Origin of the sequence: Roseovarius dicentrarchi (assembly GCF_003316635.1) — a bacterium.
GTDB lineage: Bacteria > Pseudomonadota > Alphaproteobacteria > Rhodobacterales > Rhodobacteraceae > Roseovarius > Roseovarius dicentrarchi.
Map to the genome: position 1 here is coordinate 1 of NZ_QNQP01000007.1, position 24,255 is coordinate 24,255.

Consider the following 24,255-nt stretch of genomic DNA (forward strand, 5'->3'; position numbering starts at 1 on the left):
TCAAAAATCCCATGTCTATCACTCCATGCGCCCCCAGCTGATTCAAGCCGCGGCAAGGTTGCACATGGGTCAATTCTCAATGACAATTTCTGCTGGTGCCGGGTCAGTTCTCAATGACAATCAACACTTGTCCCGCCATCTTCCGCTTCGCGCTCGGCCTCAAAGCCGGCGATGAGCTCGAGGTCCGTCACCAGCCGGGTCTGGTCGGTCAGTCCAAACGCCGCCGCCTGCGCCTCGAGCCCCAGCTTGGCCACGCGCAGATCGAACCGATTCTGCAAGGCCTTGGCCTCGACGTTGGCGATCCGCCCCACGGAACGCGGCAATGCGGGAAGGGCATCGGGCACGTAGTAGTCGACGTCCGCCCCCCAAAGCCCCATCAGCCGTGTCAGGTCTTCCTTGGCGCGGATGGCAGTCAGCCGCGCCTGCGCCAGTTGCCCCGCCAGTTCGGCGTTGAACGCCTGCTCGCGCGCCTGCCCTGCCTTGTTCAGCGCGCCGGTTTCCCCCAGCTTGCGCGCCAGTTCGGACCCGGCATCGGAGGTCGCCTTCGCCCGTTTGAGATAGCTGACCGTCTCGAAGGCGGCGACCGCGTTGATCCATGCGCGGCGGGTCTGACTGGCCAGCGTCAGCGTGTCATTCACCGCCTCCAACTGCGCGGTGCGGAAATTCACATCCGCAAGAGCGACCCGCTGCTTGCGTGTCCGGGCATCGAGAATATTGGTGGCGATCAAGCCCTCGATTGCCCGATATGCGCCGAGTTCGGCGGCGCCGATGCCCAGAAACCCGATGGACACGACCGGGTTCTCGGGCGTCGCCTGTTGCCATGCCTCGGCGGCGGACAGGCCGACATTCGCATAGGACGCTTGCAGCCCTTTATTGTTGAGAAGGGCGGCCTGAACGGCAGTATCGGCCGAGATCGTCTTGCCCTGCACCATGGCGCGCACCTCGCGGGCCAATGCGTCGTTCTGGGCCTGCGTCTGCGCGAAGGCGGTGCGCTTGCCGATGGCGGCCGAGGTCTGGCCCGACACTGTGGCAAAGCCTGCGTTGGGGTCCGTATAAGCGCCCGGAATTGCGGTGGCGCAGGCGCCGAGGACCAACGGGACACCAACGATGATTGGGAGGCTCCTGAAGCGCATCAATTGCCCTCCGTCTGTTCTTGGTTGACGGATCGCCAATCGCGCGGGCCGGTGGGGCCGCGATAGGTATATCCCGCCATGGGGTCCTGATACGTGACCGGCGAGGAGACTGCGGTGTTGGTGACCGCCTGCTGCGCCGTCACATCGGGCAGCGGTGCAGGCGCGTTGGCACATGCGCCAAGTGCGAGGGCCGAGGCCCCCAAGGATAAGTGGATTTTCATGATGGTAACCTGAGTGATCGACGTCGGGTTCACGCACGGACATGCGCAAAGCGAAAAACCCGCTAAGGTCTTTGGGTCAGATCAGGTATAAAGGGGGCCGCAGAAAACCGGCCGACTCAATCGAGTCTGGCTGGGCACGAACCGTCCGGTATTTGCCACGCCCAGCGTGCCGGGCGAAAGCGATGCCCGAGTCATCAAGGACAACGGAGACGCAGAGACCGCTGCAGCACTCGCCCGCTGCCGCCTTCTCATGTTCGCCTTGGGAGGCAGACTCGCTGGCGTCATGCATAAGGTTTGCCGAAGCGGCGCCATGCGCATGTTTTTCGACCGAGTGGGCCGAGTGGGCCGCCGCGCCATGCTGGTCGCCGTGCATACCCGAGGCCGCGTGGCTTGCAGAGGGCGGCAGGAACATCAATGCGCAGATGATCGCAAGGTATGAGAGACCCTTGAGACATGCAGAGATGGTTTTCCTGGGCGACATGCAAAGCGTTTTGCGGGTAAAGCGGAACACCTGTCAATTCATTTGAGAGTGGTGGAACCAAACTTTTCGTGAGGCCATATTGCCGTGCGGCCCTTTTCGGGACCGGCCTGTGCATGTGTTGGAGCAAGCCGATGACGCTGCAATGCAGAACGAGAGCGCGGAATCGGCGCCGTTTGTAGGTCCGCTTTTGGATCTAGCTCTATTACAGACTGCACTTGCGGCGAATGCACACTTTCCGCCCAACTGCCCAAGCTGAACTCTGACTGCGGGGTTGGTCGCGCCCGTGCGATCAATCGAGGTATCGCCCCAGCAGCGCACCTATCAATTAATCCCTTCAAATGCCCAGGCCAAAGCTTCCGCTACCGCGATATCCGCCATTTTCAGTACAGCATCGCGCGATGCCGCCACTGCAATAAACCGGCCGTTGTGGCAGAACTTCGCGCCCTTGACGCCGCTGGCGACTTCAAGAGCGGCATCGGTCAATCCCGCCCAAGCGGCAGGAAGATCAGCACGGTTGTCGAACGTATCGTCGCCGATGCGGATCGTCGTCAGTGCCCAATCGGTGCCGCGCGGGTGGATCACGAACAGCAGGTGATCCCCGCCGACCTTTTCTACGCCCGCGCGAAACGGCATGCCCATCGGCAACTCCAGCACGCGCCCCGCACCAGCCGCCTCGATGGCCGCCATCACCAGCGCCTCCGCCCGGTATTTCGCGGCCTTGCGTTTGATCTGTGCCTCGACGAATGCGCGCGCCACGGGCAAGGCAGCCATGAAGGCACGATCATCGGCCCCATCACTGCGGTCATCAAACACCGGCTTCAGACTTTCCAGCAGCACTGGCAACGTCAGAGAGGCAAACAGCGGTCCGGCCTCGGCCGCATCTACCGCGCCGTTGTCGAGCAGATCGACCGGCAGAACGAAGCCACGATCAAATGAACCATGAATCGCCTCGATATCGTGCTCTGGCACGCTCATCGCGCGCAGGTAATCGCGGCCATAATGCTGCCAGATCAAACCGAAAGAACTGTAGGGCTGGCCATCGCTCCGCAGCGGGTTGGGTCGCTGGTGGTGATCGAAAATCTGCGCGGCTGCATCGAACTGGCCGCCGACATCATAGACAATGCGATACTCGCCGGGCGAGGTCCACGCCTTGTCACGGCTGCGGATCAACTCTGCCTCGGGGAAGAGCCGTGTCAGAATGACCGAGGACAGCAATTCATCAGCGTGAAAGCCACCGGAATGGGTGACGAGGTGGGTGATGGTCATCAGAAACAGGCTCCGGCCGGGCGTGAAATGATTTGGGCGACCACAATGGCCGCCCGTCAGTGAATGCGATCGCAGTTTTGAGCGGGAATTACGGCCGGTCTAAATGCTTTGGCGCAAAGCCGCTTATCTACAACATATTGACAGCTGAACAGCTTCGCGGGATCCTTACCCCGATTCCGAGACAACTTTGCCCCGATTTACAAAGCTTTAATGCGTCCAGGCGCCGCGCCGGTTTGTTGCAAAATTTTCACCGTATCCACCGGGACGGATGACCGGCTTGCGCGAATTTCGATCCTGAACAACGGCTTTGATACCGTGCGCCTCGGCGTATTCCAACGCCGCCTCTTTGGTGGGAAATGTCAGGCGCACCTGCGATTGTGTATCGCGCGATGACGTCCAGCCCATCAGCGGATCGACCTCGCGCGCCGTGCTTGCCACATGCTCCAGCACCCACTCACGGGTCTTGGCCGTGCCCGAGGACATGGCGGTGCGGGCGGGGCGGTAAATACGGGCGGTCATGGCGCGTCTCCTGCGGCGGGCGGTTGTGGCTACCAGATGCCTCAAAGCGGGGGCAGATGTCAATCGCAGGCCGGCTGGCGCAAGGTCCGTGATGCGGTAAACTGCACAGATCGGCTCAAGTAAAAAAGGATCGCGGCACGTGGTAATCAAGATCGAGATGCTCCGCTGCTTTCAGGCCGTCGCGGACCATGGCAGCCTCGGCGGCGCTGCCGAGGCGCTGGGGCGCACCCCCTCTGCCGTTTCGATGATGCTGCGCCAGTTCGAAGACCACATCGGCGCGCCCCTGTTCGAGAGCGCGCGCAAATCAAAACTGACCCCGCTGGGCGCCCTGATCCGTATCGAGGTCGCGCGCGAATTGCTGCATTACACCCGCACCATCGACGCGATCGAGGGGATTGCCCGCGGCGAGGCCGGCAATGTGCGGCTGTCCTGCACCCCCTCTGTTGCGCACTCTATCATGCCACCCATCCTGCGCAGCTTCATGTCAGCGCACCCCGGCGTGCGCGTCGACATGCGCGACGCCGACAGCGACGCCGTCCAGCGCGACCTGATCGAAGGCCGCGCCGATATCGGCCTTGCCACCCTGCCCGCGATGCCCGGCTTTCAGCGCGAGCTGCTGTTCAGCGACGCTTATGGCGTGGTTTGCCCGGCGGGCCATCCGCTGGCGCAGCGCTGGCCGGATCTGACCTGGCGCGATCTGGAGGGCATTGATTTCATCGCAAATGGCCTGTGCGCACAGATCACCGATGCAGATTTCCTGCCCATTCTGGCCGCCTCCAAACTGATGGTGCGCAACACTGCGTCCATCCTCAGCATGTTGCGCGCGGGCGCAGGCATAACGATCCTGCCGCAAAGGGCGCTGTTGCCCGAATTTCAGGATCTGGCCTTTCTGCCTCTGATGGGAACAGAAACCCGGCGCGCGGTATGGCTGGTCACTCCCGATAAAAACGGCCTCAGCCCGGCGGCCGAGGCGATGGCAGCCGCAATTCGCGCCGCGCGGATTGATACGGCCGCGTAGGGCCGCGCCAACCTTCAACTTTGCTGAAGTTCATTCAATTACTTTGCGTTTGCCTTGAAGCTTGAAGTTGCGTCACAGTTTCGCAGGGCGCCGCGCGTGCCATCTCCGACAAAGCAAGCAACAAAGGGCCACGCCATGGCGCATGTTCAAAAAAACTACATCGCGGGCGAATGGCTGGCAGGTCCGTCCGACATCACAAACGTCAACCCGTCGGACCTGAGCGACACAATCGGCACATATGCACAGGCCAGCGCCGATCAGTTGGATCGCGCCCTGGACGCCGCGAAAACCGCGCAGGCCGAGTGGGCCGCATACGGGCTTGAGCGTAAACAGGCGGTGCTGAACGCCATCGGCGCCGAAATGATGGCCCGCGCCGAAGAGCTGGGCACACTGCTCAGCCGCGAAGAAGGCAAACCACTGGCCGAAGGGCGCGGCGAGGTCTTTCGTGCCGGGCAGTTTTTCACTTACTACGCCGCCGAAGTGCTACGCCAACTGGGCGAGACGGCCGATTCCGTCCGCCCCGATATCGAAATCGACGTCCGCCGCGAGCCTGTGGGCACCGTGGCCATCATCAGCCCGTGGAATTTCCCCACCGCCACCGCCAGCTGGAAAATCGCCCCCGCACTGGCGTACGGCAATGCGGTCATCTGGAAACCGGCGAACATCACCCCGGCCTCCGCCCACGCACTGACCGAAATCATCTCGCGCCAAGACATTCCCAAGGGCCTGTTCAGCCTTGTCATGGGCACGGGCCGCGATGTGGGCCAGCGTCTTGTCGAAAGCGCGGATATAGACGCAATTTCCTTCACCGGATCGGTCCCCGTCGGGCGCGGTATCGCCGCCGGCGCCGTGCAGAACTTCACCCGCGTGCAGTTGGAAATGGGCAGCAAGAACGCCCTTTTCGTCACCGATGACGCGGATCTGGATCTGGCGGTCACCCTGGCCCTTGGCGGCGCGTTCGGCGGCACAGGGCAGAAATGCACCGCTTCCTCGCGCCTTGTGGTGATGGATGCCCTGCACGATGCCTTCGTTGAAAAACTGGTCGCCGGAACCAAGGCGCTGAAGGTCGGCCATGCGCTGACCCCCGGCACACAGATGGGTCCGGTCGTGTCCGAGGATCAACTGACCGAAAACCTCGCATGGGTCGAAAAGGGCCGTGCCGAGGGTGCCGAACTGTCCTGCGGCGGCACCCGGCTCAGCATGGACACAGACGGCTATTACATGTCCCCCGGCGTATTTCTGAACACGACCAACGATATGCAGATCAACCGGCAGGAAATGTTCGCGCCGCTCGCCGCGGTCATCAAGGTCGGCAGCTATGACGAAGGTCTCGCCGTGGTGAACGACACCAATTTCGGCCTGACATCCGGCATCGTCACCCGCAGCCTTGCCCGCGCCACCCACTTCCGCCGCAATGCGCGCACCGGCGTCGTCACCGTGAACCTGCCCACCGCCGGGACTGATTACCACGTCCCCTTCGGCGGGCGCGGCGACAGCAGCTACGGCCCGCGCGAACAGGGCCAGACGGCGCGCGACTTCTACACAATCGTCAAAACAGCCTACATCGCCAGCGGCACGCCTTCATGACCTGCCCGCACAGCACCCCGCTCTTCATCTTGGCAAAAATACTCAAATCCACCCGCGCAACGCGCGCAGCGCCGGACGCCGCATCGTGACCAAATTCACACCGCGCATCGACTGCCTGCAATACGCCAACTGGTCGGAAAAGGTGTTCCGCCAGATGCGCGCAGGCGGGCTGGACGCCGTGCATGTCACCATCGCCTACCACGAAAGTTTTCGCGAAACCGTGCTGAATATCGAACAGTGGAACCGCTGGTTCGAACTATACCCTGACCTGATCGTCAAGGGCCGGTGGGCGGGCGATGTGCGCCGCGCGCACGAGTCCGGTCGCACGGCCATCTTCTTCGGTTTCCAGAACCCCAGCCCGATCGAGGACGATATCGGCCTGGTCGAGGTGCTGCACGATCTGGGCGCGCGCTTCATGCAGCTCAGCTACAACAACCAGTCGCTTCTGGCCACCGGCTGTTACGAGGCCGAGGATCCCGGCATCACCCGCATGGGCCGCGAGGTCATCAAGGAAATGAACCGCGCCGGACTGGTGATTGACATGAGCCATTCGGCAGACCGCTCCACCATCGAGGCCGCGGACCTGTCCGAACGTCCGATCGCGATCACCCATGCCAACCTGTACAGCTGGCAGCCCGCCCTGCGCAACAAGCGCTGCGACGTCATCCGCGCGGTCACGCAAAACGGCGGCATGATGGGGTTCAGCGCCTATCCGCACCATCTCAAGGATAAATCGGACTGCACGCTGAGCAGCTTTTGCGAAATGATCGCCCGCGCCGCCGATCAGTTCGGCGCGCAGCATTTCGGCATCGGCACCGATCTGTGCCAGGATCAGCCCGACAGCGTGGTCGAATGGATGCGCACCGGACGCTGGACCAAACAGATCGACTACGGCGAAGGCAGCGCCGCCGCGCCCGGTTTCCCGGCCCAGCCAGAGTGGTTCCGCGACAACCGCGATTTCCCGAATTTCGAACGCGGCCTGCGCGACATCGGCTTTGACGAGGACGAAGTCGCCGGGCTGATGGGCGGTAATTGGTTGCGTTTCTTTGAGGAAAACTTCATTGGGCGCGGTTCCGCCAGCGCACCCGCTGGCGCGCATCGCCGCCGGGACAGTCCGGCAGACCAACTTGAACACACCCCTGAGAGGAGTGTCACATGAGCGATATCACATCCCAGCCCGGCAAACGGGCGCATATCAACAGGCCGCTTTTTACCATAACCGGCGGTTTCATCGCCCTTTTCTGCATCACCGCGCTGGTCAATCTGGAGCTTTTGTCCAGCATGGTCGACGCCAGCTTTGCCTTCTCGGCCAAATATTTCGGCCTTTACTGGCAGTTCCTGCTGCTCGCTACCTTCCTGATCGGTCTGGTCCTGATCTTTCTGCCGGGCGGACGCGCAATCATGGGCGGGGTGCTGTCCCCGGAATTTCCCGTCTTCCAATGGGGCGCGATGATCATGTGTACGCTGCTGGCAGGCGGCGGCGTATTCTGGGCCGCGGGCGAGCCGATGGCGCATTTCCTGTCCTCCCCGCCCTATTTCGCGGGCGAATCCGGCACGCCGGCCGCGGTCGCACCGGCACTTGCGCAAAGCTTTATGCACTGGGGATTCCTGGCCTGGGCCATTCTGGGCGCGCTCAGCACCATCATGCTGATGCATTACCACTATGAAAAGGGTCTGCCGATGGCGCCGCGCACCCTGCTTTATCCGGTGTTCGGGGACCGCGCGATCACCGGCCCCATTGGCTGGATCGCCGATGCGTCCTGCATCATTGCCGTGGTGGCGGGCACTGTCGGCCCTGTCGGGTTTCTGGGGCTGCAAGTCAGCTACGGACTGAACGCATTGTTCGGTATTCCCGACACCTTCTTCACGCAGGCTTTTGTCATCGCGGGTCTTGTCGCGCTTTACACGATATCGGCCATCACCGGGCTGTCCAAGGGCATCCAGATCCTGAGCCGGATCAACGTGATCCTTGCCGCAATCCTGCTGATCTTCATGCTGATCGCCGGTCCGACGGCGTTCATCCTGAAAAGCTATGTCGCCGGCTTTTCGACCTATATCACGAATTTCTTCGGCATGGCGATGCACCGGGGCGAGGCGGACGTCTTCGGCCCTCCGGGCTGGCTGGGCTGGTGGACCGTGTTCTTCTGGGGCTGGTTCATGGGCTATGGCCCGCTGATGGCGATGTTCATCGCGCGCGTCAGCCGGGGTCGGTCGATCCGGTCGATCATCATCATGCTGTCGATCATCGCGCCCATCGTGACCACCTTCTGGTTCACCATCGTCGGCGGCTCCGGCATCGCGTTCGAGCTGGACAATCCCGGCTCCGTCTCGGCGGCGTTCGAGGGGTTCAACCTGCCCGCCGCGCTCTTGTCGATCACGCAGCAGATGCCGCTGGGTTTTGTCGTGTCGCTGCTCTTTCTGATCCTGACCACGATCTTTGTCGCCACGACGGGCGATTCGATGACTTACGTCATCTCGGTCGCCATGTCGGACGAGGATCGCAGCGCGACAGGCGTGCGCGTGTTCTGGGGCGTGACCATGGGCATCATGGCGATGATCCTGATCTGGACCGGATCGGGCGGGATCGGCAAACTGCAAAGCTTCATCGTCGTGACAGCGGTGCCGGTGTCGCTGATCCTGCTGCCATCTCTTTGGGATGCGCTGCGCATCACCATCGGCAAGGGGCGCGGCACGCTCTGACAGGACTTCACAAGGGCGGCCCACACGGGCCGCCCTATTTCATTCAATCAGGAGGACAGGACATGCAGATCGATCACACCCGCGCCGCTGCCATCATGCGGCATCCCGGCCAGGTGATGCGGCTTGAACGGCTGGGATCGTTTCACCAATGCCGCCTGTCCTTCATGCGTATCCTGCTGCGCCGCCTGAAATCGGAAAACTGGCGCATCGCGCGCCCGGTATTCGACATCGACGCGCGCGGCGTGGGCACTGCCGTCTATACCGCGCTCGGGCCGCATCGCAGCTATAGCCTGATTGCCTTTGCCAATGATCTGGCGCCGGAAAAACGCTCGGACCGGGTGATCGCGACGGAATGGGACGCGACATTCACGCTGTTTGACGGCGTGCCTGCGCAGGCCGATCTGGACAGGCTGCGCCAGAACGTGCCGCTGCAAGAGGCGGGCCGCATATCGCAAAGCGAGCTGTCGCTGAGCCGCGCCAACAAATCGGTGCGCCTGTGGGATCATGTCGTATCGGCGCTGGCAGGCGGCGCCCAGCCCGATCCGCGCATGATCGACGATGTCGGGTATCTGATGCGCACCACGGCGGTTTACGGGTCGGGCAAATTCGGCGCCGCTGACCGCGCCGTGATCGCGGACCGGCCCGAATTTCAGGCGCTCTATCAGGTGGAAATGCTGTCGGTCTATCTGACGCGGGCCTTCGTGATGGATCTGGTCGAGCATATGGCGACGCTCAGATCGCCCGAAACCGCGGTTCCGATGGCGCCCGCGCTGCGCCGCCGCTTTGGCATTGGCAATTCCACCGGACTGGGCATGGCGCCTTATTTGCTGAACCACCCCGCGCTGCTGCATTGCTGGATCTCGGCGCGGGAACCGGCGCTGGCGCGCGTGCGCGCGCTGCCGCACGCCACCGAGGACGAGATTGCCCATTTCCGCCAGATCGTGCAGCGCGCCATCCTGCATGCCGCCGCCTGGCGCAGCGATCACCCCACGCAAGTCGCCAAGCTTGCCGATCTACGCGGCGACCTGACCGCGCTTTCCGCATGGCTGGAGCATGCCGATCTTACCGCCCCCGCCCCGTGGGATACGCTGTGGCACTGGGCCGAAGATGCGCTGTCGATCGAAGGTCAGGAGCAGTTGGCCTCCTTGCTGATGGAGCCCTACGCGCATGTGGTGGACGATCTGGCAGACGACATGTCCTGTAACGAAGATCGCCACTGGCGCATCGACGGGGCGATGACGACGGGCCGCCTGAAAGACATCACGCAGGATATCTACGGCTGGGCGCTGGACACCGATTGGGACGCGCCCGAGGCCCAGGACCGCGTCTGGTACGTCTCGGACGCCAAGCAGGAGCCGCGCCTGGGTCAGCGCCGTCTGGAGCCGCTGGAGCCATACGAGCAGCCGCTTTGCCCCGGCCGCGATGCCGCCCGCATGTTTGCCGCGCTGGAGCAGTTTGGCGGCGCCACGGTCGCGGCATTCGTGCTGGCCCATCCCGAACATCGCCACATCGTGCGCCGCGCGCAGATCGCCACCCGCCTGCCCTATGCCGAAATCCGCAGCAACACCATCGCCGCCAACCTGATGCCGATCGACATGCTGCGCGCCAAGCTCAGCTTTTTCGGGGCGTGCCACTTTGATCCCCGCTCGGATCGCTGGGTGCGCATCACCATGTTCCAGCACGCACCGTTTCCGCACGAACTGCGGCAGGTGGACGCCGATGACTGGACCTATCCGCCGCTGGTGACAGCATGAGCTGGTCGCTGGGCGAAATCGAAGGGCTGGCGCGCAAGGCGGCGCGCGGTGCCGGCTTCGATTGGGGCATGGCCGAAGAGGCCGGCAAGGCCGTGCGCTGGCTGGCCGGCATTGGCCTGCCCGGACCCGAGGTGCTGGACGCCTACCTGCGCGCCTATGACCGCACGCCGCATGCGCAGATGCGCCCGGTGGATGTCACCGCGCAGGTCTGGACCGCCGCAGGCGGCGCCGTCTGCCCCATTTCGGCGGGTGCCGCCCTGTGCGATATCGCGCAGGATGCGGGCCTGCCCGCTGAGATACGGATCGCGCACTGCGCTCACCCCCTGTTGTTGGTGCCCTTCATCGCGGCCGCTTCCGAGGATGGCGGCCACGCCTTGCATCTGATCTGGGAGGGCGGGGAATTTGCCTTTGCCGCTGATATTCGCGGCACGGCGCGCACGCCGATGGCCCCCTCGGGCCGGCCGCATATTCTGCGCGCAGCCGCGCCGGATCTGCCCCTGCCCGAATGCCAGCTGCGCTACGATCTGGACCCCGAGCCTGCCGCGCGTCTGACCGAATTTTCCCGGCGCACCCTGGCGCCCGAAACAGAGGCCAGCCGCGCCTCGGGCGCCGGTGCGGGACTGAATGACAACGATTGACGGCTGGCTGAAACAGGCGCTGTGCCAATACCCAGCCCTTGCGCGCCATGCCTGCACGCACTAGCGTGAGGCCTACTGTTTTATTTCAGGTAACCTTATTTTAAGCCAGATGTCGTTCAGTGCCTAACGAACTGTATTTCTGGCAAAGACCTGTGGTCGCCCCATCCATCCGCTTTGCGCATAGTGCGAGCAAATTGAAAAGACGCGTTTTGAGCCTATGAAATTACCAGTCAAACCAGATACGCCAGCATCCGCACCGGCGGGTCCGCCTGTGCGCCCCGGCCTGCCAGAGTTGCAGGCGGCGCGGCGCGAATCGCGTGGCCTTTACTGGTTCGTCGGGATTTTCAGCGTTTTCGTGAACCTTCTGATGCTGACCGGCCCGATTTATATGCTTCAGGTCTATGACCGCGTGCTTGGCAGCCGCTCGGTCGAGACGCTCTTGGCGCTGACGGCGCTGGTCTGTTTCCTTTATGGAATGATGGCGATCCTGGATTTCGCGCGCGGGCGCGTAATGGGCCGGGTTGGCGCGCGCTTTCAGGCGCGTCTGGACCGGCGCGTTTTTGACGCGGTGCTGCGCAAATCGGCCATCCACCCCGATCAGGGCACGGCGACCGGCCTGGCCGATCTGGAAGCGGTGCGGCGCCTGATGACATCGCCGGTTCTGACAGCAATGTTCGACATGCCGTGGACACCGATCTTTCTGGCTGGAATATGGATATTTCATCCATGGCTCGGGATACTGGCCCTGTCAGGCGGGGCGCTTTTGGTTGCCATCGCGGTGATAAACCAGATCACGACGCGGCAGCCCGCGCTGGACGCAGGCCGCACAGCCGTGAAGGCCGACGCCATCGCAACCCAGATCCGGACAGAGGCGGAAATGGTGCAAGCCATGGGTATGCGCGGCGCCGCTTTCGATCGGTGGCAAATTGCCCGCAGTGCCGCGCTGGACAATCAGATCGGCTCATCCGATCTGAGCACGACATTCACCTCACTGACCAAGGCATTTCGCCTGTTTTTGCAATCTGCCATGCTCGGCCTCGGTGCCTATCTGGTTCTGCAAAACCAGCTGACCGCCGGCGCGATGATCGCCGGTTCCATCCTGATGGGCCGTGCGCTTGCGCCCATCGAACAGGTTGTCGGCCAATGGGCGCTGGTGCAACGCGCGCGGCAGGGCTGGTCCAGCCTTGCGACATTGCTCAAGGATGTCCCGCCCGAAGTGCCGCGCACCGCCCTGCCCCGGCCCCGCGCGCGGCTGGAGCTGATCAAGGCCACCGTTTTTCCACCCGGCGAGACAACGCCGGTGCTGAAGGCGATCACCTTCTCGGTGGAGCCCGGTCAGGCCGTTGGCGTCATCGGCGCCTCCGGGTCGGGCAAGTCGACCCTTGCCAAGGCAATCACCGGCGTCTGGCCGCCGCGCTCGGGCGTGGTCCGGCTGGATGGCGCGACGCTGGACCAGTTTGATGCATCGGTTCTGGGCGAACATATCGGTTACCTGCCGCAGCGCGTTCAGCTGTTCGACGGCACGGTGGCCGAAAATATCGCGCGCCTTTCGGGCAATCCCGACCCGGAGCGCGTGGTTGCCGCCGCCAAACAGGCGGACGCCCATGACATGATCCTGAAACTGCCCCATGGCTACGACACTCCGGTAACGGCTGGTGGCGGCCGCCTGTCCGGCGGCCAGATGCAGCGCGTCGGGCTGGCGCGGGCAATGTATGGCGACCCGGTTATTCTGGTCCTGGACGAGCCGAATTCAAACCTCGACAATGAGGGCAGCGAGGCTGTCAATACGGCCATCCGCAACTTCAAATCCGATGGTCGGTCTGTCCTGATCATGGCCCACCGCCCGGCGGCGATCAAGGAATGTGACATGCTGCTGATGCTGGAACAGGGCGAGGTTCGCGCCTTTGGCCCCAAGGACGAAGTGCTGCGCAGTGTCGTCAGTAACAATATGCAGATTGTGCAATCTGCGGGTCAGGGGGGCGTGCGATGACGGCGCCCCTGAAATGGTCCGCCCGGCAGCCTCTGACCATCGGGATGATCGCGCTGGCTCTGCTTCTTGGTGGCTTTGGCGGCTGGGCTGTGTTCACCAATATCGCCGGCGCCATTATCGCGCCGGGCCAGATCGAAGTGGACCAGAACAGACAGGTCGTACACCACCCCGATGGCGGCGTCGTTTCACAGATCATGGTGCAGGAGGGCAACAGCGTTTCCGCCGGGGACGTCCTGATCAAGCTGGACGCGAAATTACTGCAATCACAGCTGACCATTACCGAAAATCAACTGTTCGAGCTGATGGCCCGCCGAGGCCGCCTGACGGCCGAGCGGGATGACAGGCAGGAAATCGACTTTGATCCACTGCTGATCGAAATGGCCGCGCAATATCCTGACGCCGCCGAACTGATGGAAGGGCAGCGCCGTCTGCTGAGCGCCCGCGCCGATACCACGCGCAGCGAAACCAGCCAGCTGGGCAAGCGCCGCTCGCAAATCGGCGAACAAATCATCGGCATTGTCGCCCAGCAAAAGGCATTGACCGAACAGATCGAACTGATCGCCGAAGAACGTGAAAGCCAGCAAATCCTGCTGGACAAGGGGCTGGCCCAAACCTCGCGGCTGCTGGCGCTCCGGCGGGAAGAGGCGCGGCTGACCGGCACTTTGGGCGAGTTGATTGCACAAAAGGCGCAAGCCGAGGGCCGCGTGACAGAGATAGATATCGAACTGGTCAAACTCACCGCACAGCGCCGGGAGGAGGCGATAACAACCCTGCGCGACCTGCAATATCGCGAGCTTGAGCTGCGCGAGAAGCGCGCCGCGCTGACCGAACAACTAAGCCGTCTGGATATCATCGCCCCGGTTTCCGGTGTCGTCTACGGCCTTCAGGTATTCGCACCGCGCTCGGTTCTGCGCGCCGCCGAACCTGCGCTGCACATCATCCCGCAGGATCGCCCTGTGGTGATTACCGCGCGGGTCAACCCGACAGACATCGACCAGCTTCATCCCGGTCAGGAAGTGATCCTGCGGTTTTCAGCACTGGACCAGCGCCGCACGCCCGAATTGATTGGCCGGGTGGACCTTATTTCGGCCGACGCGTTTCGGGACGAGGCGACACAGATCAGCTATTACCGGGCGCGCATTTCGATAGATGAGGCGCAGCGCGCCCGCCTTCCGGATGATGTGACGCTGATACCCGGCATGCCGGTCGAGGCGTTCATCCGCACCGGCGATATGAGCCCGATTGCCTATTTGACAAAGCCGCTGACAGATTACTTTGCCCGCGCCTTTCGCGGATAGAACCCGTCAGCGCGCGGGATTCAGGCGAAATCCCGCAGCCGCGCAACGTAGCGGGCCAGCGTGTCAATCTCCAGATTAACCGCATCCCCCACGGCGGCGCGCCCCCATGTGGTGACTTCTTTGGTATGCGGTATGAAATTGATGCCAAAGTCGCAGCCCGCGACCTCGTTCACGGTCAGCGATGTGCCATTCAGCGCAACAGAGCCTTTGGGTGCGATGAACCGCGCCAACGCTTCGGGCGCGCGCAGCGTGACACGGGTGCTGCCGCCCTCGTCACGCATGGCGGTAATTTCGGCAACGCCGTCAACATGGCCCGACACGATATGCCCGCCCAGCTCATCGCCCACTTTCAGCGCGCGTTCAAGGTTCACAACCCGTCCCTCGGCCCAGGTATCCAGATTGGTCTTGGACACTGTTTCAGCCGATATTTCGACGTCAAACCAGTCCGGCCCGGTGTCGATCACCGTCAGGCAAACCCCGTCGCAGGCGATTGATGCGCCCAGTGCGATGGTTGTTGTATCATAGCCACAGCCGATGCGCGCGCGCAGATCACCGTGCTGTTTGAGGGCCCGTATCTGCCCCTGATCGGTAATGATCCCTGTAAACATATGCGCGCCCTTCCTTTGCAGATGACCGGCAGCTAACCCACTGTGCAAGGCCAAGGCAAGCAGGTGGAGAAAGTTTGTCTTAATTTCGCCCCGTTCGATCGTTACCTTTTATCAATCTTGAACGAGTATGTAGTTGTATGGACCGGCCCCACAGCAAAACGCGCGCTTTTTTGTTCCTTCAGGGTCCGCATGGTCCTTTTTTCGCGCGGCTGGCGCGGATGCTGCGCCGCGCGGGCGCAGATGTGTGGCGCGTCGGTTTCAATGCCGGCGACAGCGCGTTCTGGCGCGACCGACGCACCTACATTCCGTTTCGCGGCACACCGGACGATTGGCCCGCATCGCTGGCAGATCTGCTGGATGCGCGCGGCATTACCGACATCGTCCTGTATGGTGACACGCGCCCGATCCATGCCGAGGCTGTGCGTCAGGCGCGCGCGCGTGGATTGCGGATACATGTTTTTGAGGAAGGCTACATGCGGCCCTATTGGGTCACGTATGAACGCGGCGGCAGCAACGGCAATTCGCGGCTGATGACCCTGTCGGTCGACCAGATGCGCACCCATCTGGAACAGTCGGACATGGACACCGCCCTGCCGCCAGCAAGCTGGGGCGACATGCGCCATCACATATTTTACGGCGCGCTTTACCATTTCTGCGTGCTGGCGTTGAACCGGCGGTATCGCAATTTCAAACCTCACAGATCCATTACCGTGCGCAAGGAATTTGCGCTGTACCTTCAGCGTCTGCTCTTGATGCCTGCGCAGGCGGTTGAGCGGCGCGTTGCGACGTGGCGGATAAGGCATGGCGGCTTTCCCTATCATCTGGCGCTGCTGCAACTGGAGCATGACAGCAGCTTTCAGATGCATTCGCCCTTCGGCACCATGGCGGAGTTTCTGGAAACGGTGGTTCAGGGTTTCGCCCGCGGGGCGCCGCTGCATCACCATCTGGTGGTCAAGGCGCATCCGCTGGAGGATGGGCGCGTGCCGGTGCGCCGCGATCTGCGCAGGCTTGCGCGCCAATACGGGGTTGCGGACCGCGTGCATTACTTGCGCGGCGGCAAGCTGGCCCAACTGCTGGATGAGGCGCGCAGCGCGGTCACGGTCAATTCCACCGCCGCGCAGCAGGTGTTGTGGCGCGGTATTCCGCTCAGGACATTCGGCGCGGCGGTCTATGCCAAACCCGAATTCGTCTCGACCAAGCCGCTGGCGGATTTTTTCGCCGGGGCCGAACGGCCCGACAGGCGCGCCTATACCGATTATCGCCGCTATCTGCTGGAAACCAGCCAGATTGCCGGCGGGTTTTATTCTGCACGCGGACGCCGACAGTTGCTGCGCCAGGCCGTCGATATGATGTTGAGCGCAGATGATCCGTACGATGCGCTGCACGCCGGCACCGCGGCACCGCGGCAACAGTTGCGGCTGGTTACATGACGCCTGCGGGCTGTTCCGCTTTATTTTGATTTGGAAATCAGATAGCGTACCGGGTGATATACGCCGCGCAGACGGTGATACGATAAACGATCGAGGCAGAAATTCAGGTCGAGGAGACCGAGCAGTGAACATCCAGTCAAGCCGGTGGGCGCGGTCCGTCGCCCTTGCGGCCATCGCGCTTGTGGTGGCATCGTGCAGCGTGCTGCCGCAAGTGGGCCCCAACAAACGACAGATCTATTCAGGATCGGTTCAGCAGTCCGGCGACGCATTTGTCGTATCCGTGAATGACCGTGTGACCCGCGCGACAGCCGTGCAACCGGCCCTTGGCTTTAGCGATACGTTCCGAAATGCCGGGCAGCTTGGCTCGGACACGATCAGCGCGGGCGATACGCTGGGCCTGACGATCTGGGAAAACGTCGATGACGGTCTTTTGGCCGGCGAGGTATCGAACCAGACAATTCTGGAAGAAGTGCAGGTCGACGGCAGCGGATTTATCTTTGTGCCATATGCCGGCCGGATCCGCGCAGCGGGCAACACGCCCGAGGCGATCCGCCGGATCATCACCTCCAAACTGGATGAACAGACCCCTGACCCGCAGGTGCAGGTGCGCCGCCTTGCCGGGGATGGCGCAACCGTATCGCTGGTCGGGTCCGTCGGCGCCCAGGGCGTCTATCCCATTGAGCGACCCACGCGCACCTTGTCGGCCATGCTGTCCGCGGCGGGCGGGATCGTGATTCCGGCGGAAGTGGCGCAGATCACTGTCCTGCGCGGCGGCGAGCGCAGCAAGGTTTGGTTCCAGGACCTGTACAAACATCCCGAATTTGACATCGCGCTGCGCGGCGGCGACCGCATTCTGGTGGAGCAGGACACCCGCGCGTTTACCGCATTGGGCGCAACCGGCGCGCAATCGCGCGTCACGTTCGAGACACAGACCCTGTCCGCAATCGAGGCGATTGCGACGGTCGGCGGCCTGCAAGCGGCGGCGGCCGACCCCACCGGCGTGTTCATCCTGCGCAACGAGCCGGCGGAAATTGCCAACCAGGTCTTGGATCGAACCGATCTCGTCGGGGATCAGCGGATGGTCTATGTTCTGGATCTGACCAAGCCCAATGGCATGTTCATGGCGCGTGATTTTTCGGTGCGCGATCAGGACACACTTTATGTCACCGAAGCCCCCTTTGCCCAGTGGAGCAAGGTCATCGGCGCGCTGACCGGCTCGCTTGGTGTGGTGGCGACGGTCGATTCGGCCAGCACCGCCTTTGGCGGCTAATGCAGGCCGCACCCGGTCCTGAACCCGCCGGGGCCGAGGGGCGCCGGCGGGTTTTCTATTTCAACGGCGGTTTTTTGCGCCAGCCGCGCCTGCGCCGCATCATGGCGCTGGCAGGGTATGACATGCGCATCGGCTGGCCCGGCGGCGCGGGCGATGCCGTCGCCGTCTGGGGCCACAGCCCCTACGCCCGCCGGGGGGAGGCCGTGGCCGCGCGCACGGGCGCCGCGTTGATCCGGCTGGAGGATGCATGGCTCCGCTCGGTCCATCCGGGCCGCGCGGGCAGCCCGCCGCTGGGCCTGTTGATCGACCATTCCGGCGCACATTTCGATGCCTCTGTGCCTTCGGATCTGGAGCGGCTGCTGGCCACGCATCCGCTGGATGACACGGCGCTGATGAACCGCGCACGGGGCGCCATTGCGCGGCTGCAAGAGGCGCATTTGAGCAAATACAACGCCCATGATCCGCAGCTGCAATGCCCCGATCCCGGCTATGTTCTGGTGATCGACCAGACGCGCGGCGACGCCGCCGTGCGCCTTGGCGGGGCGGATGCCAACACCTTTCGCGAGATGCTGTATTACGCCCAGGAGGATAATCCCCACGCGCGCATCGTCATAAAAACCCACCCTGAAACGTCCGGCGGCCATCGCAGCGGCTATTTCAGCGCCTCTGATGCGGGCGATCGGATCACGCTACTGACCGATCCGGTCTGCCCGTGGCGCCTGATGGAGGGCGCGATTGCCGTCTACACCGTCACCAGTCAACTTGGGTTCGAGGCGATCTTTGCCGGGCATCGCCCGCGCGTCTTTGGCAGACCGTTCTATGCCGGATGGGGTCTGTCGGATGATCGCCACCCGTTGACATTGCCGCGCCGGGGCCGCGCACTGAGCCGTGCGCAGATTTTTGCGGCGGCGATGATCCTCTACCCCAAATGGTATGATCCCTTTCGCGACCGCCTCTGCCAGATCGAGCAGGCAATCGACACGCTGGAGGCCGAGGCGCGCGCATGGCGCGACGATCATCGCGGTTGGTGCGCGCACGGGATGCGCCTTTGGAAACGCGGGCCCCTTCAGAAATTCTATGGCCGCTACCGTCCGGTCACATTTCGCGGCCCAAGCGGTGGCCGCCGTCACATGGTCTGGGCGGGCAAGGCGGCAGCAGGGCCGGACGACGCCGCGCGCATCGAGGACGGGTTTCTGCGGTCCCGCGGGCTGGGCGCGCAGTTGGTGCCGCCGCTCAGCCTGGTGTGCGACACGCGCGGGATCTATTACGACCCCGCGCAGCCCAGCGACCTTGAGGTGTGGATCAGCCGCCGCGCCCATCTGCGCCCGGACCAGACCCACCGCGCCGAGGCGCTGATTGCGGCAATCTGCGCGCAGGGCGCCACCAAATACAACCTTGGCGGCGCAGCCCCCGCGCTGCCCGAAGGCCACCGCATTCTGGTGCCCGGCCAGGTCGAGGATGACGCGTCGATCCGCAGCGGCGCTGGTGATATTTCAACCAATATCGACTTGCTCCGCGCCGCACGCGCTGCCAATCCGGGCGCCGTGATCCTCTACAAACCGCATCCCGATGTGGAGGCCGGGCTGCGCAGCGGCGCGCTGGGACCCGGCGACATCGCCGATCTGGCCGATCTGATCCTGCCCCGGTCAAATCCGGCAGACCTGCTGCGCGACGTGCAGGAGGTTTGGACCATGACATCCCTGCTGGGGTTCGAGGCGCTTCTGCGCGGCCTCCCCGTTACGACCACCGGCGCGCCGTTTTATGCCGGCTGGGGGCTGACCACCGATCTGGGCCGCGTGCCCGCGCGGCGCAGCGCGCGCCCAACGCTGACCGGGCTGGTCCATGCCACCCTCATCGATTATCCGCGCTACCACGACCCCGTCACCGGACTGCCCTGCCCGGTCGAGGTGGTGCTGGACCGGCTCGCCGCCGGACCCCTGCCAAAGGCGGGCGCAGGCAACCGGGCGCTATCGAAGCTTCAAGGGATTTTTGCATCGCGCGCCGCCCTCTGGCGCTAAAACGGCAAAGCGCCGTGCGGGCCGATCCCGCACGGCGCATGCAAATCGCTTACCCTGGGTCCGCAAAAACACGAAGGGCGTTAGGCGCGCTCGGAATATTCCATGGTTTCAGTGTTGACGATGATCGCCTCGTCCTGGCCAACAAAGGGCGGCACCATGACCTTGACGCCGTTGTCCAGAATTGCCGGCTTGAAGCTGTTTGCGGCTGTCTGGCCTTTGACCACCGGCTCGGTCTCGACGACGACGCAGGTGACTTTCTGCGGCAATGTGGCGTTCAGCGCCTCGGATTCGTGGTATTCGATGTGGATCGTCATGCCATCTTGCAGGAACGGGCGCCGCTCGCCCAGCAGCTCGGCGGGCAGCTCGATCTGCTCGTATGTTTCGCTATCCATGAAAACCAGCATGCCGTCAACTTCGTACAGAAATTGCTGGTCTTTCTGGTCAAGGCGCACACGTTCCACCTTGTCGGCGGAGCGAAACCGCTCGTTCAGTTTCGAGCCGTTGCGCAAGTTACGCAGTTCGACCTGTGCAAAGGCGCCGCCCTTGCCCGGTTTCACGTGATCGACCTTCACGGCCGACCACAAACCGCCGTTATGCTCCAGAACGTTGCCGGGGCGTATTTCGTTGCCGTTGATCTTGGGCATTGTGTCAAAATCCTGACGAAAGGTTGAAGGTATTTAGGCGCCCCCTATATATGGTGATGGGCAAGGGGGCAAGCTAACGACATCTCGTGCTGCAACTGCAGCACCCATGCAAATTTTGCATAGAAGGTATGCATCTATGCTCTATCCGAATCAGATAAACTCGGCCATACACAACGTTAAGCCGAAAACACAAGAGCAATAACATTAAGGACGAATCATGAAAGATTTCGTTGATGGTGCCGCCTTCAATAATGAACAAGGCAATCGCGCACGCAAACTTTTCGCGGCCGTCGTACTGGCTGCGCTGGATGATGCCATTTCCGACGATAAAAAATATGGCAACGGTCCTGACCAGATCGCCCGCTGGGCGCGGTCGCGCGATGGGCGCGAGGTTCTGTCCTGCGCCGGGATCGACCCGAACGAGCGGGTTGTTTCGGGCCTGATGGAGTTCGTGTCCAAGGGTGTTCGCACATCCGTGGCCCTGTCGCGTGAAGAAAGCGAGCGTCGCAACGCAGCTGCACAGGCCGAAGCCGCCTGATACCAAGAATCTGGCGCGCCTGACACAAGCCCCGCTTCATGCGGGGCTTTGTGCATTTCAGGGGCCTGTTAAGCTAGGCGTAACAGTCTTGAATTATACCGCCGTACAGCCGTTACGCTCGCGCGTTTGGCGACGCGACCTGATTACTACAAATCCTGGCTGGCCAGCGCGCGGTGAATTTCCCGGCGCACCAGCTTGCGCACGTTCCGAGTAATACGCTCGCCCAATACCCCTTGAAGCTCTCGGCGGACAATATCGGCGACCAGATCGCGCAGCGCGTCCTCATCCAGAAACTCATCGTTTGCGGCCAACGTGTCACGCGCATTGCCGCTGCGCGGTTCCGCATCGTTGGGTTGTGGTTGCGCATCCACACTGCCGTCCTGCGGCGCAGGGCCGGCACTGTGCGTCATGTCCGGCGCGGCGGCGGCCACGTCATCTGCGCTGTCGGCCTCTTCATCCCATGGTAGTGGCGCGACGGGACTTGCGGAATTGGCGTCGCCAGTGTCCCCATCAGGCTCCCACTGATCAACCTGGCGGGATACCACCTCTTCCAGTTCGGCAACGCGGGCTCTCAGCTCGGCCTTGGGATCGCGGGGCGCATGATCTGCGGAAGGGCTATCGGCCTCTGCCACATGGCCTTCGCCGGGGCGCGCAGGTTGCGCGTCGGCGGGCGCTTGCGATGAAACGGTGAGGTCTGCATCTGCATCGGGCTGGCCCGCGGGTGGTTCGGTGGCGGCATTGTCGATCCGCAGCGATGGGGTCAGAACCAGACGATCCGGCGCGTCCGGCGCGTGTGCGGCGGCGGGCCGTTCGTCGCCTGATACCAATCGCCGGATCGACGACAGCACATCTTCGATTTCCACTTTGGTCACGGGTTCGGACATTGTTCTCACCACTCTCGCCTCGACCCCTAGCCTACCTGTAGTGCCGCATTCGCACAACAGATAGGCGCAGTTTTACTATTTTCCGATCTTGCGCAAAACGCGGTCCAAGGTCTGGCCCCGCTGGCTGAGCGCGGCGGGCGCGTCCTTGACCAGATTGTAATAGGCCGCCGGATCGTAGGTCTGCACGGCAAGGTTCAGATCACGCACCGTCAATTCGCCCATCGCCTCCAGCACGGCATAAGAGGCAATGATGACATCCGCTTGCGCCGAAATCTGGTTCGCCTGCGCGTCCAGGTATTCCTGTTCGGCGTTCAGCACGTCCAGCGTGGTCCGTGCGCCCAGCGTCGCCTCCTCGTTCACCCCTTCAAAGGCGACGCGGCCGGCGCGCACTGCCTCGGCGCTGGCTGCAACCGACGCGCGGGCAGCCTCAAGAATGGCATAGGCGTTGCCCACGTTCTGGCGGATGCGATCCTGCGTCTGGTGGAGAATGGCCAGCTGTGCGTCTGCCTGCGCGAATGCGCGCCGCTTGGCCGAGGCAAGCGCGCCGCCCTGATAGATCGGGCCGCCAATCGCCACCCCAAAACTGCCGGTTTCGCCCGCCGTGCGTCCGTCCAGCCGCTCATTCACGCCAACAGAGGCGTTCAGCGTCACACGCGGCTTCATCGCGCCCTCGGCCACCAGCACGTTCAGCTTGGCAGCGGCAACGTCATGCTGCGCGCGCAGCATGTCGGGATGGCTGCGCAGGGCGATCTGTTTTGCGGTTTCTTCGGTACGCGTCAGCACCGGAATGCTGCGCGGCTGGCTCAGGTTGCCGGGCATGTTCCCGACAACGGCACGGTATTCTTCCTTGGCGCGTTCCAGATCGCCGACCGCCTGCGCAAGGCTGCTGCGCGACAGCGACAGGCGCGCTTCGGCCTGCGCAACGTCTGTGCGGGTGACTTCGCCCACCTCGAACCGGTCTCGGGCGGCGCGCAGGGATTCGCTGATCACGCGCACGTTGCTTTGGCGCAGCGACACGAAACGCGTGTTGCGCTGCACATTCATATACGCCTGAACCGCACGCAAAAGCACCTGCTGTTCAATACTGACCAGACCCTGACGGGTGGACAGGACAATCTCCTTTGCCGCGTCAGCGCTCAGCCGGGTGCGGCCGAAGTCGTAGATCAGCCATTCGGCGGTGATTCCCGCGTTCAGGTTGGTCGCCCCGCTGGAGCCATTGGCCCCCGGCAACGGGTTGCCCGACCTGTTGGAATAGCTGCGCGTGATGTCCGTGCTCCAGCTGAGGATCGGGCGCAGACGGGCGATCGTGCTTGCAACATCTTCGTCCGCTGCGCGCAGCAGGGCGCGGTTTTGCTCCAGCAGGCCGCTGGTGTTATAGGCCCCGGCCAGTGCATCAGCCAGCGTATCGGCTGCACGTGCCGGACCGGCCAGCGCCATCATGCCGCCGATCAGCGCAGCGCACAGACCTTTGCCGAAGGCCCGGACCGGGCGCTGCGGCGGTGTTTGCGTCGAATTGGTCATCGTGCCATCCTTCCCGAAAGGGCCGCGTTTGGGTTACAGCGTGAACGCCGCTTGTTTCTGAAAGCCCGGCAGAACAGGTGCGCCTGCGTTGAAGGCAAAGCGCCAGGTCATCTGGCCGCCCGCCTTGTAGCCGATCCGCACCGCGCCCAGCGCGCCCTCAAGGAACAGGCAGGCGATGCGCCCGCCATCCTTGATCTGGTCGATCAACGCGTCCGGCACCTGCTCAACCGCGCCCTGAATGACGATCACGTCATAGGGGCCATGCGCCGCCGCCCCTTCGGTCAGCGCGCCGGTGTGAACGATCACATTGTCGGCGCCGTTTTCCTGCAACAGCGTCTGCGCCTCGGCGGCAAGCGCCTCATCCTCTTCGACGGCAACGACGGCTTCGGCCATATGTGCGATGACAGCCGATGAATAGCCCAGCGCAGCGCCGATATCGAGCACCAGATCATCGCCCCGAATATCCAGAGCGTCCAGCATCTTGGCCAATGTGCGCGGCTCCAGCACAACCCGGCCGCCGCCAAGATCGACGTTTTCGCCAACATACGCCGCCTCGCGCAGGGCACGGGGCACGAACGCCTCGCGCGGGACGCTCAGCATGGCGTCGATGATCGGAAATTTGGTCACATCCGCAGGGCGAACCTGCGTGTCCACCATCATCGTGCGGCGGGCGGCATAATCGGTCATGGGAAACTCGTGCGTTCTGGATTGTCCTGTCCGGTTTTGACACAGTTGCG

General features: G+C 63.2%; 21 protein-coding genes and 1 pseudogene. 12 read left to right on the forward strand and 10 right to left on the reverse strand.

The features are described 5' to 3' along the window. Positions 1 to 128: 128 nt before the first annotated feature. From DQ230_RS06690 to DQ230_RS06710, 5 genes and pseudogenes are all read right to left on the reverse strand, one after another. A pseudogene (locus tag DQ230_RS06690) lies at positions 129 to 1,133 on the reverse strand (TolC family protein); the annotation flags it as partial. Continuing rightward, the gene (locus DQ230_RS06695; protein WP_113911809.1) at positions 1,133 to 1,354 is read right to left on the reverse strand and encodes a hypothetical protein; all 222 of its coding nucleotides are present in this window, start codon (positions 1,352 to 1,354) and stop codon (positions 1,133 to 1,135) included. The pseudogene DQ230_RS06690 and the gene DQ230_RS06695, both read right to left, overlap by 1 nt. 76 nt (positions 1,355 to 1,430) lie before the next feature. After that, a complete protein-coding gene (locus DQ230_RS06700; protein WP_113911810.1) occupies positions 1,431 to 1,865 on the reverse strand; it encodes a hypothetical protein in 435 nt (144 codons plus the stop codon). Positions 1,866 to 2,156: 291 nt separating this feature from the next. Next, positions 2,157 to 3,101 carry an MYG1 family protein gene (locus tag DQ230_RS06705; protein ID WP_113911811.1) on the reverse strand — a complete coding sequence of 315 codons (945 nt, stop codon included), beginning with the start codon at positions 3,099 to 3,101 and terminating at the stop codon, positions 2,157 to 2,159. 207 nt (positions 3,102 to 3,308) lie between these two features. Next, on the reverse strand, positions 3,309 to 3,620 hold the full coding sequence (locus DQ230_RS06710; protein ID WP_113911812.1) for an ETC complex I subunit: 312 nt from the start codon (positions 3,618 to 3,620) through the stop codon (positions 3,309 to 3,311). Positions 3,621 to 3,759: 139 nt separating this feature from the next. Here DQ230_RS06710 and DQ230_RS06715 point away from each other — a divergent pair, with 139 nt between their 5' ends. The 8 genes from DQ230_RS06715 (at position 3,760) to DQ230_RS06750 (ending at position 14,605) form a co-directional block, all read left to right on the forward strand. Beyond that, entirely contained in the window at positions 3,760 to 4,638 is an 879-nt protein-coding gene (locus DQ230_RS06715; protein WP_113911813.1) for a LysR family transcriptional regulator, read from the forward strand. A gap of 135 nt (positions 4,639 to 4,773) precedes the next feature. Next, entirely contained in the window at positions 4,774 to 6,225 is a 1,452-nt protein-coding gene (locus DQ230_RS06720) for an aldehyde dehydrogenase family protein (protein WP_113911814.1), read from the forward strand. A gap of 85 nt (positions 6,226 to 6,310) precedes the next feature. Further along, positions 6,311 to 7,384 carry a membrane dipeptidase gene (locus DQ230_RS06725; protein WP_113911815.1) on the forward strand — a complete coding sequence of 358 codons (1,074 nt, stop codon included), beginning with the start codon at positions 6,311 to 6,313 and terminating at the stop codon, positions 7,382 to 7,384. Next, a complete protein-coding gene (locus tag DQ230_RS06730) occupies positions 7,381 to 8,925 on the forward strand; it encodes a BCCT family transporter (protein ID WP_113911816.1) in 1,545 nt (514 codons plus the stop codon). Before DQ230_RS06725 ends, DQ230_RS06730 begins: the two co-directional genes overlap by 4 nt. Positions 8,926 to 8,987: 62 nt before the next feature. After that, entirely contained in the window at positions 8,988 to 10,679 is a 1,692-nt protein-coding gene (locus DQ230_RS06735) for a hypothetical protein (protein ID WP_238987445.1), read from the forward strand. After that, complete coding sequence (locus DQ230_RS06740; RefSeq protein WP_113911817.1) at positions 10,676 to 11,317, forward strand: DUF3726 domain-containing protein; 642 nt, start codon at positions 10,676 to 10,678, stop codon at positions 11,315 to 11,317. Before DQ230_RS06735 ends, DQ230_RS06740 begins: the two co-directional genes overlap by 4 nt. A 217-nt stretch (positions 11,318 to 11,534) precedes the next feature. Then, the gene (locus DQ230_RS06745; protein WP_113911818.1) at positions 11,535 to 13,307 is read left to right on the forward strand and encodes a type I secretion system permease/ATPase; all 1,773 of its coding nucleotides are present in this window, start codon (positions 11,535 to 11,537) and stop codon (positions 13,305 to 13,307) included. Then, positions 13,304 to 14,605 carry an HlyD family type I secretion periplasmic adaptor subunit gene (locus tag DQ230_RS06750; RefSeq protein ID WP_113911819.1) on the forward strand — a complete coding sequence of 434 codons (1,302 nt, stop codon included), beginning with the start codon at positions 13,304 to 13,306 and terminating at the stop codon, positions 14,603 to 14,605. The genes DQ230_RS06745 and DQ230_RS06750 overlap by 4 nt, the downstream gene beginning before the upstream one ends. Before the next feature lie 20 nt (positions 14,606 to 14,625). On the opposite strand, the gene DQ230_RS06755 is transcribed toward DQ230_RS06750, so the two are convergent. After that, positions 14,626 to 15,213: a riboflavin synthase gene (locus DQ230_RS06755; protein WP_113911820.1), complete on the reverse strand. Its 588-nt coding sequence runs from the start codon at positions 15,211 to 15,213 to the stop codon at positions 14,626 to 14,628. A gap of 137 nt (positions 15,214 to 15,350) precedes the next feature. On the opposite strand from DQ230_RS06755, the gene DQ230_RS06760 reads away from it, so the two are divergent. From DQ230_RS06760 to DQ230_RS06770, 3 genes are all read left to right on the forward strand, one after another. Beyond that, positions 15,351 to 16,643, forward strand: coding sequence for a capsule biosynthesis protein (locus DQ230_RS06760; protein WP_113911821.1), 1,293 nt, complete (start codon positions 15,351 to 15,353; stop codon positions 16,641 to 16,643). A gap of 124 nt (positions 16,644 to 16,767) precedes the next feature. Then, positions 16,768 to 17,913, forward strand: coding sequence for a polysaccharide biosynthesis/export family protein (locus tag DQ230_RS06765; RefSeq protein ID WP_113911822.1), 1,146 nt, complete (start codon positions 16,768 to 16,770; stop codon positions 17,911 to 17,913). Beyond that, positions 17,913 to 19,931, forward strand: coding sequence for a capsular polysaccharide biosynthesis protein (locus DQ230_RS06770; RefSeq protein WP_113911823.1), 2,019 nt, complete (start codon positions 17,913 to 17,915; stop codon positions 19,929 to 19,931). Before DQ230_RS06765 ends, DQ230_RS06770 begins: the two co-directional genes overlap by 1 nt. An 80-nt stretch (positions 19,932 to 20,011) precedes the next feature. Here DQ230_RS06770 and efp read toward each other — a convergent pair whose 3' ends face one another. Continuing rightward, positions 20,012 to 20,575 carry an elongation factor P gene (efp, locus tag DQ230_RS06775; RefSeq protein WP_113911824.1) on the reverse strand — a complete coding sequence of 188 codons (564 nt, stop codon included), beginning with the start codon at positions 20,573 to 20,575 and terminating at the stop codon, positions 20,012 to 20,014. 217 nt (positions 20,576 to 20,792) lie between these two features. On the opposite strand from efp, the gene DQ230_RS06780 reads away from it, so the two are divergent. Next, positions 20,793 to 21,113 carry a DUF6280 family protein gene (locus DQ230_RS06780; RefSeq protein WP_113911825.1) on the forward strand — a complete coding sequence of 107 codons (321 nt, stop codon included), beginning with the start codon at positions 20,793 to 20,795 and terminating at the stop codon, positions 21,111 to 21,113. 146 nt (positions 21,114 to 21,259) lie between these two features. Here the strand turns inward: DQ230_RS06780 and DQ230_RS06785 are convergent, their stop codons facing one another. The 3 genes from DQ230_RS06785 to DQ230_RS06795 form a co-directional block, all read right to left on the reverse strand. Continuing rightward, complete coding sequence (locus tag DQ230_RS06785) at positions 21,260 to 21,997, reverse strand: hypothetical protein (RefSeq protein ID WP_113911826.1); 738 nt, start codon at positions 21,995 to 21,997, stop codon at positions 21,260 to 21,262. Positions 21,998 to 22,072: 75 nt separating this feature from the next. Continuing rightward, positions 22,073 to 23,518 carry a TolC family outer membrane protein gene (locus tag DQ230_RS06790; protein WP_238987446.1) on the reverse strand — a complete coding sequence of 482 codons (1,446 nt, stop codon included), beginning with the start codon at positions 23,516 to 23,518 and terminating at the stop codon, positions 22,073 to 22,075. 33 nt (positions 23,519 to 23,551) lie between these two features. After that, the gene (locus DQ230_RS06795) at positions 23,552 to 24,205 is read right to left on the reverse strand and encodes a protein-L-isoaspartate O-methyltransferase family protein (protein WP_113911827.1); all 654 of its coding nucleotides are present in this window, start codon (positions 24,203 to 24,205) and stop codon (positions 23,552 to 23,554) included. Positions 24,206 to 24,255 lie beyond the last annotated feature (50 nt).